This is a genomic window from Pseudomonas sp. S06B 330 (genome assembly GCF_002845275.2).
Taxonomy (GTDB): Bacteria; Pseudomonadota; Gammaproteobacteria; order Pseudomonadales; family Pseudomonadaceae; genus Aquipseudomonas.
The window spans coordinates 894,498-913,141 of record NZ_CP088149.1 but is presented as its reverse complement, the minus strand read 5'-3'; the positions used below and the strand labels follow the sequence as shown (position 1 = coordinate 913,141).

Here is an 18,644-nt window from a genome sequence, read left to right as displayed (position 1 = left end):
TGGATAGGGCACTCAACAAAAACAAGAAGCCCGGCAAAAAAACAATAAGAGCACGCAACTACTTCTTGGGGAGCTTCGGCTCCCCTTGTAGTTTCTCCCCTCGCATCACCCCGCTTTGCTAGCGCCTACACCATCCCCCCAGTAAATGCTAGAATCCCCGCCCATCATGCGGCCATTCTTCTTTTTTGGCCGAACATTCCTTCAAACAGTGCATCCCATGCTGAAGAAGCTGTTCCAGTCGTTCCGTCCTCCCGTACGTGGTCCGCACCACAAGCGCACCACGCCTGAAGTGATCAATAGCGGTCAACACTCGCTGCAACGTGGCCAATTCAGTCGTCATGCGGTGAGCATCGTTGAGCGCCTGCAAAATGCTGGCTACCAGGCCTACCTGGTCGGTGGCTGTGTGCGAGACCAACTCTTGGGTATCACCCCCAAAGACTTCGACGTCGCCACCAGCGCCACCCCTGAACAAGTCCGTGCCGAGTTTCGCAATGCGCGGATCATCGGTCGCCGCTTCAAGCTGGTTCACATCCATTTCGGCCGTGAAATCATCGAAGTCGCGACCTTCCGCGCCAACCATCCGGAAAGCGAAGCAGAAGACAGCCACACCTCGTCGCGTAACGAAAGTGGCCGAATCCTGCGTGACAACGTCTACGGCACCTTGGAAGAAGACGCGCAACGCCGCGACTTCACCATCAACGCCCTGTATTACGATCCGGTCAGCGAACGCATCCTCGACTACGCCAATGGCGTCCACGACATCCGCAACCGCCTGATCCGCCTAATCGGTGATCCGACCCAGCGTTACCAGGAAGACCCGGTGCGGATGCTGCGTGCCGTACGTTTTGCCGCCAAGCTGAACTTCGGTATCGAAAAGCACACCGTGCAGCCGATCCGCCAACTGGCACCGATGCTGCGCGAAATCCCGTCCGCGCGCCTGTTCGAGGAAACGCTCAAGTTGTTCCTCTCTGGACACGCCGCCGATACCTTCGAAATGCTGGTCGACCTGCAGCTGTTCGATCCGCTGTTCCCGGCCAGTGCTGAAGCGTTGGAAGAACACCCAACCTACACCCATACCCTGATCAGCCAGGCCTTGATCAACACCGACCTGCGCATCAAACAGGGCAAGCCGGTAACACCGGCCTTCCTGTTTGCCGCCTTGCTCTGGCCAGCCTTGCCTGGTCGCGCCCTGCGCCTGCAAAGCCGTGGCATGCCGCCGATCCCGGCGATGAACGAAGCCGCCCATGAGCTGATCAGCGAACAGTGCCAGCGCATCGCGATCCCTAAACGCTTCACCCTGCCGATCCGCGAGATCTGGGACATGCAGGAACGCCTGCCACGCCGTAGCGGCAAGCGAGCCGACCTGTTACTCGACAACCCGCGTTTCCGTGCCGGTTATGACTTCCTGCTGTTACGTGAAAGCGCGGGCGAGGAAACCGACGGCCTGGGCCAATGGTGGACTGACTATCAGGACTGCAACGACAGCGAGCGGCGCGACATGATCCGTGACCTGGGCAGCCGCGAGGAAGGCACCGGTGCCGGCCCGCGCAAACGCAAGCGTAGCCCGAGCAAACGCAAGCGTGCTGACGGTGGTGCAGGCGAATAAGCATGGAGCGCGTGTACATCGGCTTGGGCAGCAACCTGGCAGAACCTCAGGAACAACTGCGTAGCGCCATTAATGCCCTACGCGACTTGCCCGGTACAACCATGGTGGCGGTTTCTGCGTTCTACAGCAGCGAATCGCTGTCGCCCGGCCAACCGCGCTACACCAATGCTGTCGCCGCGCTGGACACCGTCTTGGTACCCCTGGATTTGCTCGATAGCTTGCAAGCTATCGAGGCTGCCCAAGGCCGCGAGCGCAAGGAGCGCTGGGGGCCGCGCACACTGGACCTGGATATTCTGCTGTACGGCGATCAACTGATCGACATCCCCCGCCTCAAAGTCCCGCATTACCACATGCAGGCGCGACCGTTCGTCCTTTACCCCCTGGCCGAATTGGTACCGGAAGACTTCGTGCTTGCTGACCAGCGCAGCCTCGCCCAGTTACTGGCAGATTGCCCGTTCGTCGGTTTGGAACGCCTGTAACCGGGCGTTCCCCCATCCGGTAACGCCCGTAACAGCGCATTCGTAACAATGCGGTAACAGGGTAATTGACTTCAGCCCCCTCCCTCACGACTATAGGCCTCCCGTGGCGCCTGAGCGCCGCAAAAGGCGTATATAGGCCTGGAACAGGTCGTAACTAAAACACCACGATCGATGATGTGCTGTTCCAGAAGATGAATACACGCGTTGTACGCAGTCGTTTTTCACAGCGCCTGATTGAGGATTCCTTTTCATGCCAGATGTAACCCTGACCACCCTGCAGAGCCTCAAGGCCAAGGGTGAGAAAATAGCCATGCTGACCTGCTACGACGCGACCTTCGCCCAGGCTGCCAGTCGCGCCGGCGTGGAAATCCTGCTGGTCGGTGACTCCCTGGGCATGGTCCTGCAGGGTCATGACAGCACCTTGCCGGTAACCACGGCCGAGATGGCCTACCACACCACCTGCGTCAAACGCGGCAATGAAGGGGCATTGATTCTCGCCGACCTGCCGTTCATGGCCTGCGCCACCACCGAGCAAGCATTCGCCAACAGCGGCGCGCTGATGCAGGCGGGCGCGCATATGGTCAAGGTCGAGGGCGCCGCCTGGCTTGCGGAAACCATCCGTCTGCTGGCCGAGCGTGGCGTTCCGGTCTGCGCTCATATGGGCCTGACCCCGCAGACGGTGAACATTCTCGGCGGCTATAAGGTTCAGGGCCGTCAGGAAAACCAGGCGCGGCAGATGCGTGCCGACGCCATCGCTCTTGAGCAGGCGGGTGCCGCCATGCTGCTGCTCGAATGCGTGCCGAGCGAACTGGCTGCCGAAATCACCCAGGCGGTAAGCATTCCGGTGATCGGTATCGGCGCCGGCAGCGCGACCGATGGCCAGGTACTGGTGCTCCACGACATGCTCGGCTTGTCGCTGACTGGTCGCGTGCCGAAGTTCGTGAAGAACTTCATGGCCGGCCAGAGCGACATCCAGGGTGCACTCAGTGCCTATATAACAGCCGTCAAGGATGTCAGCTTCCCCGGCAGCGAACACGGGTTCAGTGCATGAATACAGTCAAGACCGTCCGCGAACTGCGCGCCGCCGTGGCGCGCGCGCGCAGTGAAGGTAAACGCATCGGTTTCGTGCCGACCATGGGTAACCTGCACAGTGGCCACGCCGCACTGGTGACCAAGGCGGCGCAACGCGTCGATTTCGTCGTCGCGAGCATCTTCGTCAACCCGCTGCAGTTCGGCCCCAGCGAAGACCTCGACAAGTACCCTCGGACCCTCGCCGCCGACCAGGAGAAGTTACTCCAGGCCGGTTGCCACCTGTTGTTCGCCCCCACCGTCGAAGAGATGTACCCCGATGGCATGGACGGCCAGACTCGCGTCAGCGTTCCACAACTGTCCGAAGGACTTTGTGGCGCCAGCCGCCCAGGTCATTTCGAAGGTGTGGCTACGGTCGTCAGCAAGTTGTTCAACATGGTCCAGCCGGATCTGGCGGTATTCGGCCAGAAAGACTTCCAGCAATTGGCGGTCATCCGTGCCCTGGTCCGTGACCTGAACATGCCGATCCAGATCATTGGCGAACCGACCGTGCGCGCCGAAGACGGTCTGGCGCTGTCCTCACGCAATGGTTACCTCAACGACGCCCAACGCCAGTCTGCCCCGACGCTGTATCGCGTGTTGAGCGAAATGGCGCATGCCATCGAGCAAGGTCAGCGCGACTACCCCGCCCTGATTGCCCAGGGTCAGGCGCAACTGGCCACTGCTGGCTTTCTACCGGACTACCTGGAAATCCGCCAGGCCCTGAGCCTGCGCCCGGCCGCGGCTGAAGACCGCGACCTGGTGATCCTCGCGGCCGCCGTTCTGGGCAATACCCGCCTGATCGACAACCTGCACCTGAATCTCGACGACAAATAACACCGTCGTCATTTTTGTTCAGATGGGCCTACTCCCGGTAAAGCAGGCTGCATGCCTATAATTGGCATCAGCCTGCAAACGGGGCGCTTTTTTCAGTGTCCAAGGCAGTTCACGCAATAAGGAAACCTGCAGCGATGGCGTACTACCGCACCCCTCATGATGTTACGACCTTGCCTGCGTGGCACGCGCTCCAGCAGCACCGCGATGCCATGCAGGACTTCAGCATGCGCGAGGCATTCAATGCTGATTCGCAGCGTTTCGAACATTTTTCCTTGAGCACTTGCGGGCTGTTTCTCGACTATTCGAAGAACCTGATCAACGGCCAAACCCGTGATCTGCTGGTCGGTCTGGCCAATGAAGTTGGCCTGCAAGAGGCAATCAAGGCGCTGTTTTCCGGCGAGATCCTCAACGCCTCTGAAGGCCGCCCTGCCCTGCACACCGCCTTGCGCCGCCCGGTAGGCGACAAGTTGAGCGTAAACGGCGTCAACGTGATGCCTGAGGTACACAAGGTCCTCAACCAGGTGACTGAACTGGTCGGGCGTATCCATGACGGCCTGTGGCGCGGTTACAGTGAAAAACCGATCACCGACGTGGTGAACATCGGCATCGGTGGCTCGTTCCTCGGCCCTGAGCTAGTGTCCGAAGCCCTGCTGCCCTACGCCCAGCGCGGCGTCCGTTGCCATTACCTGGCCAATATCGACGGCAGTGAATTCCATGAATTGTCGGCCAAACTGCGCGCCGAAACCACGCTGTTCATCGTTTCCTCGAAATCCTTCAACACCCTGGAAACCCTGAAGAACGCCCAGGCTGCACGCAGCTGGTACCTGGCCCAAGGCGGTTCGGAAGCCGAACTGTACAAGCACTTCATCGCCGTATCGAGCAACAAGGCTGCCGCGGTGGCCTTCGGTATCCGCGAAGAAAACATCTTCCCGATGTGGGACTGGGTCGGTGGGCGCTACTCGCTATGGTCGGCCATTGGCCTGCCGATTGCGCTGGCCATCGGTACCGCCAACTTCAAAGAGCTGCTGTCCGGTGCCTACACCATGGACCAGCATTTCCAGAACGCGCCATTCGAACAGAACATGCCGGTGCTACTGGCTTTGCTGGGCGTCTGGTACGGCAACTTCTGGGGTGCGCAGAGCCATGCGATCCTGCCGTACGATCACTACCTGCGTAACATCACCAAGCACCTGCAGCAGCTGGACATGGAGTCCAACGGCAAGAGCGTTCGTCAGGACGGTACGCCAGTGAACCACGACACCGGCCCTGTGATCTGGGGTGGCGTCGGTTGCAACGGCCAACATGCCTACCACCAGTTGCTGCACCAAGGCACGCAATTGATTCCGGCAGACTTCATCGTCCCGGTGGTCAGCTTCAATCCAGTTGCCGACCACCATCAGTGGCTTTACGCCAACTGCCTGTCGCAGAGCCAGGCGCTGATGCTCGGCAAGACCCGCGCCGAAGCTGAAGCCGAGCTGCGCGACAAAGGCGTGAGCGAAGAAGAAGTGCAAAAGCTCGCGCCGCACAAGGTGATCCCCGGCAACCGTCCGAGCAACACCCTGGTGGTCGAACGCATCAGCCCACGCCGCCTCGGCGCGCTGGTAGCCATGTACGAGCACAAGGTTTTCGTGCAGAGCGTGATCTGGGGCATCAACGCCTTCGATCAGTGGGGCGTGGAACTGGGCAAGGAGCTCGGTAAGGGCGTGTACCAGCGACTGACCGGCGGCATCGAAGACGCTGCCGAAGACGCGTCTACCCAAGGCCTGATCAACTTCTTCCGCAGCCGTCATCGCGGTTGATCCTGCTTGCCTGCCCCTGGTCGAACGAACACGGCCAGGGGTAGCAGCTACACTGTCCTGACAAAAACAATCCGTCAGAACAGGACCCCGCCATGTTCGATATCAGCGCCTATCCTCACGCCGATGCCGTCAGCAAAGCGGCGCAACTGAGCCAGGCCGACTATGAGCGTCTGTATCGCCAGTCGATAGAAAACCCCGAGGTTTTCTGGACCGAACAGGCCACGCGTCTGGACTGGATCAAACCTTTCAGCAGCATCCAACACAGCGACATGAAAACCGGCTCAGCCCGTTGGTTCGAGGGCGCTGAACTGAATGTCAGTTACAACTGCATCGACCGCCACCTGGCCACACGCGCCGAGCAAGTAGCGATCATCCGCGAAGGCGACGATCCTGGCGACGCCAGTCAGATCACCTACCGCGAATTGCATGACAAGGTCAGCCGCCTGGCCAACGTGCTCAAGCAGCGAGGGGTGAAAAAAGGCGATCGCGTGTGCATCTACATGCCGATGATCCCCGAAGCTGCCTATGCCATGCTGGCCTGCAGCCGTATTGGCGCGATTCACTCGGTGGTGTTCGGAGGTTTCTCGCCCGATGCCTTGCGCGACCGGGTTCTCGACGCCGATTGCCGCACGGTCATCACCGCAGATGAAGGGCTACGCGGCGCCAAGACCATTGCCCTGAAGAAAAACGTCGACCAGGCCCTGAGCCGTTGCCCGGATGTCAGCACGGTGGTGGTGGTCAAGCGCACTGGCGGCGCGGTTGACTGGCATGAGGGGCGTGACCTCTGGTACCACGAGGCGATTGCTCAGGTGAGTGCTGATTGCCCGCCGGAGCCGATGCAGGCCGAAGATCCGCTGTTCATCCTCTACACCTCTGGCAGTACTGGCAAACCCAAAGGCGTGCTGCACACCACCGCCGGCTACCTGCTGCAAGCAGCCATGACCTTCAAGACTGTGTTCGATTATCGCGAGGGCGAAGTGTTCTGGTGTACCGCCGACGTGGGCTGGGTCACCGGGCACAGCTACATCGTCTACGGTCCGTTGGCCAATGGTGCAATTACCTTGATGTTCGAAGGTGTGCCCAACTACCCCGACGCCTCGCGCTTCTGGCAAGTGATCGACAAGCATAAGGTCAACATCTTCTACACCGCGCCTACCGCCCTGCGCGCCTTGATGCGTGAAGGTGATGGACCGCTAAAGAGCTCCTCACGCAAGAGCCTGCGCCTACTTGGCAGCGTCGGCGAACCGATCAACCCGGAAGCCTGGGAATGGTATTTCGAGGCCGTCGGCGAAAAACGCTGTCCTATTGTCGACACCTGGTGGCAGACCGAGACGGGCGGCATCATGATCAGTCCCTTGGTTGGCAGCAGGCGTATCAAGCCCGGTTGCGCCACCCAGCCAATGTTCGGCGTGCAACCGGTGCTGCTGGACGACAAGGGCAAGCTAATCGAAGGTCCCGGCAGTGGCATGCTAGCGATCAAGGCCAGCTGGCCGGCGCAGATTCGCAGCGTATACGGCGACCACCAGCGGATGATCGACACCTACTTCAAGCCGCTGCCCGGATACTATTTCACCGGTGACGGGGCGCGCCGTGATGCCGATGGCGACTTGTGGATAACCGGACGCATCGATGATGTCATCAATGTCTCCGGACACCGTATTGGCACCGCCGAAGTCGAAAGCGCCCTGGTCTTGCATGACGCCATCGCCGAAGCGGCCGTAGTCGGGTACCCTCACGATCTCAAGGGGCAAGGGATCTACGCCTTTGTGACGCCCATGAACGGTGTAAGCGCCGACGACACGCTCAAGCAGGAACTACTGGCCCTGGTCAGCAAGGAAATTGGCAGTTTCGCCAAACCGGAACTGATCCAGTGGGCACCAGCCTTGCCCAAGACCCGTTCCGGCAAGATCATGCGGCGTATTTTGCGCAAGATAGCCTGCAACGAGCTGGACAATCTCGGTGATACCTCAACCCTGGCCGACCCCAGCGTGGTCCAGGGCTTGATCGACAAACGCCTCAACCAGTAACCGGCAGCGCCAACGGCTGCCAGTATCAAGGTAGCCATGGAAACGATTCGCCGCCGTATCGAAACTCAGGTGATGAGCCTCACCGGCTTGTCCCTGGGTCAGCTTGATCTGGAAACACCCAAGGGCGATCCCGGTCTGTTCGGCCCACAGAGCATCAGTTGGCGTGTACACGGCGACTTTCCGAGTATGCTGGTGGGCGGTATCAGTGCCCTGCTTTTGCAACTGCTGCATCCCTTGGCCTTGGCCGGGGTCTGGGACCACTCCAACTTTCGCCAGGACTTGCTCGGCCGTCTGCGCCGCACCAGCCAATTCATCTCCGGCACCACCTTCGGTTCCACTCGCGACGCTAACTGGCTGATCGAAAAAGTCCGCACCATTCACCTTCAAGTGGTTGGCAACGCTGCTGATGGCCGTCCTTACGCCGCCAGCGATCCTGATCTGTTGACCTGGGTTCATGTGGCTGAAGTCAGCAGTTTTCTGGCCGCCCATCTACGTTACCGCGACCCGAACCTGTCCCTCGCCGAGCAGGATGCCTACTACGCCGAAATCGCCCTGATCGCCGAGCGTCTGGGGGCCCGTAACGTGCCACGCTCACGCCAACAGATAGCCGATTACCTGCAGGCCATGCGCCCACAGTTGCACTGTGATCAGCGCAGCCATGAGGTGGTGCAGGTACTCCTCGATGCACCGGCGCCAAGCCGTCTGGCCCAGCCCGTGGGCAGCCTGATGTTGCGGGCGGGTATCGACCTGTTGCCTGATTGGGCGAGCGACCTGCTCGAACTGCAGCAATCGCCCTTGCAGCGGCGCCTGATTCGCCTGGGTATCCACAGCACTGCCCCGGTACTACGCTGGGCCATGCGCGATGGCTCGGCGCATCGAGCGCGGCGGCGCATGGGCATCAGCTGATACGCGACCGAGCCGTTCGCCATTGGCAGACGCCTGGGCATCTATGCCACCATGCTGATCTATCAAGGCTCGCTTGGGAGCCTGTGCTGTTCTGACACCAAATCGAATAAGAGTGAGGACCCGCGCCATGCAAGATGTCGTTATCGTTGCCGCCACCCGAACCGCTGTCGGTAGCTACCAAGGAGCGCTGGCCAACATTCCCGCCGTCGACCTCGGCGCGGCGGTGATTCGCCAACTGCTGACCCTGACCGGCGTTGACGCCGAGCTGGTCGATGAAGTCATCCTCGGCCAGGTGCTGACCGCAGGTGCCGGACAAAACCCCGCGCGCCAGGCAGCAATCAAGGCCGGCCTGCCTCACGCCGTACCGGCAATGACCCTGAACAAGGTCTGCGGCTCGGGCCTTAAGGCATTGCATCTGGCTACCCAGGCGATCCGCTGCGGCGATGCCGAGGTGATCATTGCTGGCGGCCAGGAAAACATGAGCTTGGCCAACTACGTGATGCCCGGCGCCCGCACCGGCTTGCGCATGGGCCACAGCACGTTGATCGACAGCATGATCAGCGACGGTCTGTGGGATGCCTTCAACGACTATCACATGGGTATTACTGCCGAGAACCTGGTAGAGAAGTACAGCATCAGCCGTGAACAACAGGATGCCTTTGCCGCCGCCTCGCAGCAAAAGGCCGTCGCCGCCATTGAAGCACGGCGCTTCGTCGAAGAAATCACGCCGATCCTGATACCACAGCGCAAGGGCGACCCGGTTGCCTTCGCCACCGACGAACAACCGCGTGCAGGTACGACCGCCGAGTCGCTGGGCAAGCTCAAACCCGCCTTCAAGAAAGACGGTACCGTCACTGCCGGTAACGCCTCGTCGCTCAACGACGGCGCCGCCGCAGTGATGCTGATGAGTGCCGCCAAGGCCCAGCAGTTGGGGCTGCCGATTCTGGCACGAATCAAAGCCTACGCTAATGCCGGCGTCGACCCAGCGATCATGGGTATCGGCCCGGTCAGCGCGACTCGCCGCTGCCTGGAAAAAGCCGGCTGGGACCTGGCCGACCTGGACCTGATCGAAGCCAACGAGGCGTTCGCCGCTCAAGCCCTCTCGGTAGGCAAGGAGCTGGGCTGGGACGCCAGCAAGGTGAACGTCAACGGCGGCGCCATCGCCCTTGGCCACCCAATCGGTGCCTCGGGCTGCCGCGTACTGGTAACCCTGCTGCACGAAATGATCAAACGTGACGTCAGCAAAGGCCTGGCCACACTGTGCATCGGTGGCGGTCAAGGCGTTGCCCTGGCGATCGAACGCTGATCACCGCTGGAGGGGCCACAACGGCCCCTCCGCAGGCTTGAACTGATAAACTGCACGTCCGCAAACCAAGGCCACGTGCATGTCCCTCTTGAATCAGGCGCTGCGCGCCGCCCTCGACGCCCGCCAGGGCCTTATCGCCGAACTGCATGCCCAAGGCACCGACTGCTATCGCCTGTTCCATGGCAGCCAAGAGGGCGCCAGCGGCCTGACCGTTGACCGTTACGGCCCGCAGCTGTTGGTGCAGAGCTTCCACCAAACCCTTGAAACCAGCGCCCTGATTGAACTGCACGCACTGATCGAAGCGCAATTGGGCCTTGAGCTGCTGCTGGTCTACAACGACCGATCCCAGGGCAATAGCCGCATTGATCGGCGTGACCCGGTATACCAGGCCAGCGAAATGGCCTTGGCTGATCAAGTCGGCCATGAGTGGGGGCTGAACTACCGTGTTCGTGGCCGTCACGCCGGGCAGGACCCACTGCTGTTTCTCGATCTGCGCAACGCCCGCGGTTGGGTCAAGCAGCACAGCGCCGGTAAAAGCGTACTCAACCTGTTTGCCTATACCTGCGGTGTCGGCCTCAGCGCCGCGGCGGGCGGCGCCCGTGAAGTGTGCAATCTGGATTTCGCCGACGGCAACTTGGCGGTGGGCAAGGAAAACAATGCCCTCAACCCACAGCTGCTGCCGATGCAATTCATCCAGTCCGATTATTTTCCCGCGATTCGCCAGTTTGCCGGTCTGCCTATCAGCCAGCGCCGCGGCCATAAACTGCCGCCGTACCCGCGCTTGGAACAGCGTCAGTTCGACCTGGTGTTTCTCGATCCACCCGCCTGGGCCAAGAGTGCCTTCGGCACTGTCGACCTGCTGCGCGACTACCAGAGCCTGTTGAAACCGGCCCTGCTCAGTACGGCCGAGGACGGTGTACTGATCTGCTGTAACAACCTGGCCAAGGTCAGCCTCGACGATTGGCGCGAGCAAGTCTTGCGCTGTGCCGAAAAAACTGGACGCCCGGTACGCGACTGGCAGGTACTCAAACCGGCCAGCGACTTTCCGTCGCAGGATGGCCAACCACCGCTCAAGACCTTGATTCTCCAGCTCTGAATCAAAAAACCGGCACTTTCTGAGCTTTCTTCGGAACCGATTTTACGTGCCATACTCCAAGCTCTTCCGTTTTAGACAGACGACGCCGCACATGCCCAAAGGATTGAAACGCGCCCTCGGCGCCATGTTGGCCGCATTGGCCTTGTACAGCCTGCTTGGCTTTCTGATTCTCCCAGGGGTTGCCCTGCGTATCGCCAACCAGCAATTGGCCAACTACGCCACAGTGCCCGCGCACTTGCAGCGTATCGAGCTCAACCCGTTCAGCCTTGAACTAACCCTGTGGGGGCTGCAGATTGGCGAGCCAGGCAAGGAGCAGATTGGCTTTGAACGTCTGTACGCCAACCTGCAGCTCGACAGCCTGTGGAGCGGCGCCCTGCACTTGGCAGGCGTCGAGTTGGAGAAACCGCGTACTGAGCTGCTGTTCGCCAAGGACGGCAGCCTGAACCTGGCACAACTGTTCAAGCTCCCCCCCAGCGAAGCGAAAGCCGACGAGCCGCCAAGTGATCCGTTCCCGGTGCGAATCGCCAGCATCAAACTCATTGAAGGCTACCTGCACTTCGAGGACCTGCGCCCAAGTGAGCCGATCGAGTTCCTGTACGACTCAATGAACCTGGAGCTGAAGAACCTCAGCACCCTACCCGACGACAGCACGGACATGACCTTGGTCGCGATTGGCCCCGGTGGCGGCCGTGTCGACTGGAGCGGTAGTTTCAGTGTGATCCCGCTCGCGTCTGAAGGCACCCTGAAAATCACCGACGGCAAGATGAAGGCATTCTGGCCTTATGTCCGCGATGCGGTGCCGCTGGTGCTTGAAGAGGGTGTGGTTAACCTCGACACCCATTACAAGCTGAACCTGTCCAAGCAAACCGAGCTACTGCTCGACAACACTTCGATCAGCATCGCCCCCTTTGCCATCAAGGCGCCGGATGGCCGCCCACTGGCGCGGCTGGCCCGCCTGGACGTCAGCGAAACCTCGATAGACCTGGCCAAACAACTGGTCACTGTCGGCAAGATCCGCAGCGACAAGCTGGAAACCTGGGCAGCAGTGGAGGCAGATGGCCAACTCGACTGGCAAAAGCTGTTTGCCAGCCAGCCGGCCAAAGCCACTCCGAAAGAAAAGGCCGAGCCTGCCGCCGCCGAGCCAGACACCAAGGAAAAGGAACAGGTGGCTTCCGCCGAACCGGATAAACCTTGGCAAGTCCTGCTCAAGGACGTCCAGTTGCGCAACTATCAAGTGCACCTGGCCGACCGTTCACAGAAAGAACCAGTAGCGCTGGATGTCGGCCCACTGAACCTCGACTTGCAGAATTTCGACAGCCTCAATCAATCACCTTTTACCCTCAAGCTCGATACCGGTGTGGGCAAGCAAGGCAAGCTGCAGGCTGCCGGTGAAGTCAACCTGGCACCTATTACCGCCAAGCTCAACGTCAGCACCCAGGACATCGACTTGCGTGTTGCTCAGGCCTATATCACTCCGTACATCCGCCTGGAGCTGCGCAGTGGCATGCTGGGCAGCGACCTCAAGGTCAACCTCAGCAACGTTGACCCCCTGGCCTTCAGCATTGAAGGCAAGGCTCAGGTCAATCAGTTGCACACCCTGGACACCATCAAGGACCGTGACTTCGTCAAATGGCAGCAGTTGAACCTGGATAACGTGTCCTATCGTCACGGGGATGCCCTGAGCATCGGCAAGGTCAGCCTCAAGCAGCCGTACGCGCGTTTCATGATCAACGAAGACCGTACCACCAACATCGATGACTTGCTGATCCCGCAGCCAGCCACAGCGCAATCCCAAGCCAAAGCCAAGCCTGCGGCCAGCAGCGAGAAACCTTTGGGAGTACGCATCGGTGCCATCGATATCAACGACGGCTCGGCAAACTTCGCCGACTTCAGCCTGACACCAAACTTCGCCACCGCCATTCAGCAGCTCAATGGACAGATTGGCACCATCGACAACCGTCAGCCCAAACCGGCCAAGGTCGATATCAAGGGCAAGGTCGATCGCTATGCGCCAGTGACCATCAAAGGCGCACTGAACCCCTTCGACCCGATGGCCAGCCTGGATATCGCCACCAGCTTCAAACGTGTCGAGCTGACCACCCTGACCCCTTACTCAGGCAAGTTCGCCGGCTTCCGCATCCGTAAGGGCCGCCTGAACATCGATCTGCACTACATCATCACCCAAGGCCAGCTCAAGGCAGAGAACAAGGTGGTGGTGGAGCAACTGCAACTGGGCGAGAAAGTCGACAGTCCGGATGCGGTAGACCTACCGATCCGTCTGGCAGTGGCCTTGCTCAAAGATACCGAGGGCAAGATCTCCATCGAACTGCCGGTCACCGGTAATTTGAATGACCCGCAGTTCAGCGTCATGCCAATTGTCTGGCAAACGCTGCGCAACCTGGTATTGCGCGCGGCCCAAGCGCCGTTCAAGTTCATCGGCGGCTTGATTACTGGTGGTGATGCCCAGGACCTGGGCAGCGTGTCCTTCGCCGCTGGCTCCAGCGACCTGGCGCCAGACGCCCAGAGCGCTCTGGATAAACTCGCCGCTGCGCTCAAGGAGCGCCCTGCCCTGCGCCTGGAAATCGAAGGCACCAGCGCCCAGAGCAGTGATGGGCCGTTGATTGCCCAGCAGCGTCTGGAGCGTGAATACCAGAGCACTTACTACAAGATCCTGCAGCGGCGTGGTGACAAGGTTCCCGCGCAAGCGTCAGACCTGAAAGTACCCGATGGCGACAAGCCAGCGATGCTTGAAGGCATCTACCGCACGCGAATGAAGCAACAGCCACCGGCTGAGTGGGAACAATTGGACCGCGAGCAGCGCAGTAATCAATTGCGCGATGCGGTGCTTAAGTCGTGGGGTGAGAGCCCCTTGCTCTTGCGTCAATTGGGGCAAGCTCGGGCCAGCAGCATCAAGGACTATCTAGTCGATAAAGCGAAACTCGAAGACGACCGGGTGTATTTCATTGATGCCAGCCTGGGGCAGGCTGAAAGCGATGGTCGGGTAATCACACCGATGCATCTGGATGCCGAGTAACGCCGACTGGGTCAGTGCTTGCTAATAGTTGATTCAGCCTTACTGATCAAAAAGCAAGCAAGACGGCTGCACTCACAAAAGCAGCCCCGGCAACCAGTGCCGGGGCTTTGGGTGACCAAATCCTTTTGGTCTTTCGCATGAACCTGTGAAGGTCAGCGAGTCGGGACAACGACGTCTTAGTTAGCCTTCAGACCATCAGCAGACACAGCTTTCACGCCTTTGATCTTCTTGGCGATGGCCACGGCTACATCTTTCTGCGAATCACTCACGGAAACCTTCGAAGACAGAGAAACCACACCTTTGTTGGTCTCGACCTCAATGTCAGTGCCTGGAATGCCTTTCTCGGTCATCAGGTCAGCTTTGACCTTAGTGGTGATCCAAGTGTCGGACGTCGCTTCTGTTACCTGTTCCACTTCACCGGCAGCAACGGTCAGCGGAGCCTGGGAAGGCTGTTGGGCGAATGCCCCGTTAGCCATAGTCAGCGTCAGGGCGGTGGCAGTAGCAGCAGCAATAGCGAACTTCTTCATACGAGACACTCCTGTTTTTCGAAAAGTCTGCGCCGTAAGTCCTGGCAGCAGGGGTATGTAAACTATTGCAGGGCCTGTGCCAGTTTTAGCCAATAAAAAAACACATAAAAATCAATGAGTTATAAACAACTGCAAATTCCACGATCATGCAATTTGCAAGCCCGGACAAAATCTTGCGTGCAAGATGCAAGTCCGCAAGGACATTGTAGGCGGACATAAAAAAAGGACCCCGAGGGGTCCTTTTCTTCAACACATCCCGCTTAGACGCCGGATGCCTTGGCTGCAGCAACGTCTTTGATCGACAGCTTGATACGGCCGCGGTTGTCCACGTCCAGTACCAGTACTTCGACTTCCTGACCTTCTTTGAGAATGTCGGTCACTTTCTCAACGCGAGCATCGCTCAGCATGGAGATGTGCACCAGACCGTCTTTACCCGGCAGGATGTTAACGAAGGCACCGAAGTCAACGATGCGCTCGACCTTACCAACGTAGATCTTGCCGATCTCGGCTTCTGCAGTGATGCTCAGAACGCGCTGACGAGCAGCTTCTGCAGCGTCTTTGGTCTCACCGAAGATCTTGATCGAGCCGTCGTCTTCGATGTCGATCGAAGCCTTGGTTTCTTCGCAGATGGCACGAATGGTCGCGCCGCCTTTACCGATAACATCACGGATCTTGTCGGTGTCGATCTTCATAGCGATCATGGTCGGAGCATTTTCCGACAGTTCGCTACGGGATTGACCGATGATCTGGTTCATCTGGCCGAGGATGTTCAGGCGCGCTTCCAGGGCTTGGCCCAGGGCGATTTCCATGATCTCTTCGGTGATGCCGTTGATCTTGATGTCCATCTGCAGCGCGGTAACACCTTTGGCGGTACCGGCTACTTTGAAGTCCATGTCGCCCAGGTGGTCTTCGTCACCGAGGATGTCGGTCAGAACAGCGAATTTCTCGCCTTCTTTAACCAGACCCATGGCGATACCGGCAACCGGCGCCTTCATGGGTACACCGGCGTCCATCAGGGCCAGGGAAGCACCGCAGACCGAAGCCATGGAGCTGGAACCGTTGGATTCGGTGATTTCCGATACAACGCGGATGGTGTACGGGAACACGTCAGCAGCGGGCAGCATGGCCTGAACCGAGCGACGGGCCAGACGGCCGTGACCGATTTCGCGACGACCTGCACCGCCCATGCGACCACACTCGCCCACCGAGAACGGAGGGAAGTTGTAGTGCAGCATGAAGGGGTCTTTCTTCTCGCCTTCCAGGGTGTCCAGCAGCTGGGCGTCACGCGCAGTACCCAGGGTGGCAACAACCAGGGCCTGAGTTTCACCACGGGTGAACAGGGCCGAGCCGTGAGTCTTCGGCAGAACGCCGACTTCGATGTTCAGCGGACGTACAGTCTTGGTGTCGCGGCCGTCGATACGTGGCTTGCCGTTAACGATATTTTCGCGAACGGTGCGGTATTCGATTTCGCCGAAGATCTCTTTGACTTCGGAAGCCGCTGGCTGACCTTCTTCACCAGAGAACTTGGCAATCGCTTGATCGCGCAGCTCGCCCAGGCGAGCGTAACGGTCAGCCTTGACGGTGATGGTGTAAGCGTCGGAAACCGCTGCGCCGAATTCGCCACGGATGGCGCTCAGCAGCGGGGTGTTCTCGGCCTTGGCAGTCCAGTTCCAGGTAGGCTTGGCAGCTTCGGCAGCCAGCTCCTTGACGGCCTGGATGACAGCCTGGAATTCGTCGTGGGCGAACAATACAGCGCCCAGCATCTGGTCTTCGGTCAGCTCTTTGGCTTCCGATTCAACCATCAGGACGGCGTCGGAGGTACCGGCAACGACCATGTCCAGGCTCGAAGCGGCCAGTTGCTCGTAAGTCGGGTTCAGCAGGTAGCCGGTGCTTTCGTGGAAAGCAACGCGCGCGGCGCCGATTGGGCCTTCAAACGGAATGCCGGAGATTGCCAGGGCAGCCGAGGTACCGATCATCGCAGCGATGTCCGGATCGGTCTTCTTGCTGGTGGAAACGACGGTGCAGACAACCTGCACTTCGTTCATGAAGCCTTCTGGGAACAGCGGACGGATCGGACGGTCGATCAGACGCGAGGTCAGGGTTTCTTTCTCGGAAGGACGGCCTTCACGCTTGAAGAAACCACCAGGGATCTTGCCGGCGGCGTAGGTCTTTTCCTGATAGTGAACGGACAGGGGGAAGAAGCCTTTGCCTGGATCGGCCTGTTTGGCACCGACCACGGTCACCAGTACGGTGACATCGTTATCGACGGTGACCAATACGGCGCCGGACGCTTGACGAGCAATACGGCCCGTCTCGAGGGTAACGGTCGATTGACCGAACTGGAATTTCTTGATTACCGGGTTCACGGTTTCCTACCTTCTTCAGTGGCTCTGGGGGAACTGGTTCTTGCGAATTCTTGGGCAGAACGGGGAATCGGCCCCATTGACCGTCCAGATAAAACTAGAGGTTGGGAGCCTGCCCTGCCCTTGCGGTAAACCGCTCAGGCGAGACAGACAGCCAACCTCATAGATACGCGCGGCGTGCTCATCGCTGCCGACGCCAGGCGTCGGACGCGAAGAATGCAGCACGCCGTGCACACCACTGACCAGGCCGCTATTAGCGACGCAGGCCCAGGCGACCGATCAGGGCGCTGTAACGAGTGGTGTCTTTGCCCTTCAGGTAGTCCAGCAGCTTACGACGCTGGTTAACCATGCGGATCAGACCACGACGGGAGTGGTGGTCTTTACCGTTGGCCTTGAAGTGGCCTTGCAGCTTGTTGATGTTGGCGGTCAGCAGTGCAACCTGCACTTCTGGCGAACCGGTATCACCGGCAGCTTGCTGGTATTCGCCAACGATCTTTGCTTTTTCTTCAACGCTGAGTGCCATCTGGCTTCTCCAATTCAAGGGAAACCGAACAAACGGTTTCCAATAGGCCAGGGACAAATCCCTGTATTTAAAAGTGAGGCGTAACCGTGCCTATTAACAGCCATCCTCTTTGCCACCAGTGCCAGGCCAAAGCCTGACACTGAAGGTTTCGATCATTCTGACCGAATCAGTCGACGCGGCGCGATGCGCCCGTCTTCGCTCACTTCACCGATACCGATGAAGCGACCGTTGTGATCTTGTACCCGGACCATGCCGAACTTCGGCGCGTCAGGGGCTCTGACCGGTTGACCGTGCAGCCAGTAAAAAGCACTGTGCTCGGAGAACTGCAACAGAGGCCAGTCTTGCAGACCGCTGTCCGAGGGCATCAGGAAGCGATCAATCGCCTCGTTGCCGCCTTCGGCGTGGACCGCTTCGAGTTCTTCGAGGGTCACGGTCTGGGCCAATTCAAAGGGCCCCGCATGAGTACGACGCAGTTCAGCGACATAAGCGCCACAACCGAGTACCTCGCCGATGTCCTCGACCAAGGTGCGGATGTAGGTACCTTTGGTGCAACCGACTGACAGTCGAACACGGGTGCCTTCGCACTCGAGCAATTCCAAGCGGTTAATAGTAACAGAACGCGCCTCGCGCTCCACTACTTCGCCTGCACGGGCAAGCTTGTACAACGGCTGTCCGTCACGCTTCAGGGCGGAGTACATCGGCGGTATCTGACTGATTTCGCCACGAAATTGTGGCAAAACCGCTTCAACATCGGCGCGACCAACGGTCACGTCACGGGTTTTCAGCACTTCGCCTTCAGCGTCACCAGTGGTGGTGGTCTGACCCAACTGCATGACCGTCTCGTAACCCTTGTCAGAGTCGAGCAGGTACTGCGAGAACTTGGTGGCTTCACCGAAGCACAGTGGCAGTACGCCACTAGCCAGGGGATCGAGACTGCCGGTGTGACCGGCCTTCTCGGCATTGAGCAGCCAACGCACCTTCTGCAAGGCAGCGTTGGAGGTGAACCCCAACGGCTTGTCGAGCAGGATGATACCGCTGACGTTACGACGGATACGTTTGACCTGGGCCACCGC

Annotated in this window: 14 protein-coding genes; 10 read left to right on the top strand and 4 right to left on the bottom strand. The window is 59.5% G+C overall.

Annotation, left to right across the window (positions count from 1 at the left end; genetic code table 11):
• Positions 1-217: 217 nt before the first annotated feature.
• The 10 genes from CX511_RS04320 (at position 218) to CX511_RS04275 (ending at position 14,158) form a co-directional block, all read left to right on the top strand.
• A complete protein-coding gene (locus tag CX511_RS04320) occupies positions 218-1,606 on the top strand; it encodes a polynucleotide adenylyltransferase PcnB (RefSeq protein ID WP_045182797.1) in 1,389 nt (462 codons plus the stop codon).
• A gap of 2 nt (positions 1,607-1,608) precedes the next feature.
• Entirely contained in the window at positions 1,609-2,085 is a 477-nt protein-coding gene (gene folK, locus CX511_RS04315; protein WP_045182795.1) for a 2-amino-4-hydroxy-6-hydroxymethyldihydropteridine diphosphokinase, read from the top strand.
• A 250-nt stretch (positions 2,086-2,335) separates the two neighbouring features.
• Positions 2,336-3,136, top strand: coding sequence for a 3-methyl-2-oxobutanoate hydroxymethyltransferase (gene panB, locus CX511_RS04310; protein ID WP_101292250.1), 801 nt, complete (start codon positions 2,336-2,338; stop codon positions 3,134-3,136).
• Complete coding sequence (panC, locus tag CX511_RS04305) at positions 3,133-3,990, top strand: pantoate--beta-alanine ligase (RefSeq protein ID WP_101292251.1); 858 nt, start codon at positions 3,133-3,135, stop codon at positions 3,988-3,990. The genes panB and panC overlap by 4 nt, the downstream gene beginning before the upstream one ends.
• A gap of 134 nt (positions 3,991-4,124) precedes the next feature.
• Entirely contained in the window at positions 4,125-5,789 is a 1,665-nt protein-coding gene (pgi, locus tag CX511_RS04300; protein ID WP_045182789.1) for a glucose-6-phosphate isomerase, read from the top strand.
• A gap of 92 nt (positions 5,790-5,881) precedes the next feature.
• Positions 5,882-7,816 (top strand): acetate--CoA ligase, encoded by a 1,935-nt coding sequence (gene acs, locus CX511_RS04295; protein WP_101292252.1) that lies wholly within the window; start codon positions 5,882-5,884, stop codon positions 7,814-7,816.
• Between the two features lie 36 nt (positions 7,817-7,852).
• On the top strand, positions 7,853-8,722 hold the full coding sequence (locus CX511_RS04290; RefSeq protein WP_045182785.1) for an oxygenase MpaB family protein: 870 nt from the start codon (positions 7,853-7,855) through the stop codon (positions 8,720-8,722).
• Positions 8,723-8,849: 127 nt separating this feature from the next.
• The gene (locus CX511_RS04285) at positions 8,850-10,028 is read left to right on the top strand and encodes an acetyl-CoA C-acetyltransferase (protein ID WP_101292253.1); all 1,179 of its coding nucleotides are present in this window, start codon (positions 8,850-8,852) and stop codon (positions 10,026-10,028) included.
• 79 nt (positions 10,029-10,107) lie between these two features.
• A complete protein-coding gene (locus CX511_RS04280) occupies positions 10,108-11,124 on the top strand; it encodes a class I SAM-dependent rRNA methyltransferase (protein ID WP_045182782.1) in 1,017 nt (338 codons plus the stop codon).
• Positions 11,125-11,170: 46 nt separating this feature from the next.
• On the top strand, positions 11,171-14,158 hold the full coding sequence (locus CX511_RS04275; RefSeq protein WP_436278567.1) for a DUF748 domain-containing protein: 2,988 nt from the start codon (positions 11,171-11,173) through the stop codon (positions 14,156-14,158).
• A 176-nt stretch (positions 14,159-14,334) separates the two neighbouring features.
• Here the strand turns inward: CX511_RS04275 and CX511_RS04270 are convergent, their stop codons facing one another.
• From CX511_RS04270 to truB, 4 genes are all read right to left on the bottom strand, one after another.
• On the bottom strand, positions 14,335-14,685 hold the full coding sequence (locus CX511_RS04270; RefSeq protein WP_101292254.1) for a BON domain-containing protein: 351 nt from the start codon (positions 14,683-14,685) through the stop codon (positions 14,335-14,337).
• A gap of 260 nt (positions 14,686-14,945) precedes the next feature.
• Positions 14,946-17,051, bottom strand: coding sequence for a polyribonucleotide nucleotidyltransferase (gene pnp, locus CX511_RS04265; RefSeq protein ID WP_045182776.1), 2,106 nt, complete (start codon positions 17,049-17,051; stop codon positions 14,946-14,948).
• A 250-nt stretch (positions 17,052-17,301) separates the two neighbouring features.
• Positions 17,302-17,571: a 30S ribosomal protein S15 gene (rpsO, locus tag CX511_RS04260; RefSeq protein ID WP_010222985.1), complete on the bottom strand. Its 270-nt coding sequence runs from the start codon at positions 17,569-17,571 to the stop codon at positions 17,302-17,304.
• A 152-nt stretch (positions 17,572-17,723) separates the two neighbouring features.
• A complete protein-coding gene (gene truB, locus CX511_RS04255; RefSeq protein WP_045182773.1) occupies positions 17,724-18,641 on the bottom strand; it encodes a tRNA pseudouridine(55) synthase TruB in 918 nt (305 codons plus the stop codon).
• Positions 18,642-18,644: the final 3 nt, after the last annotated feature.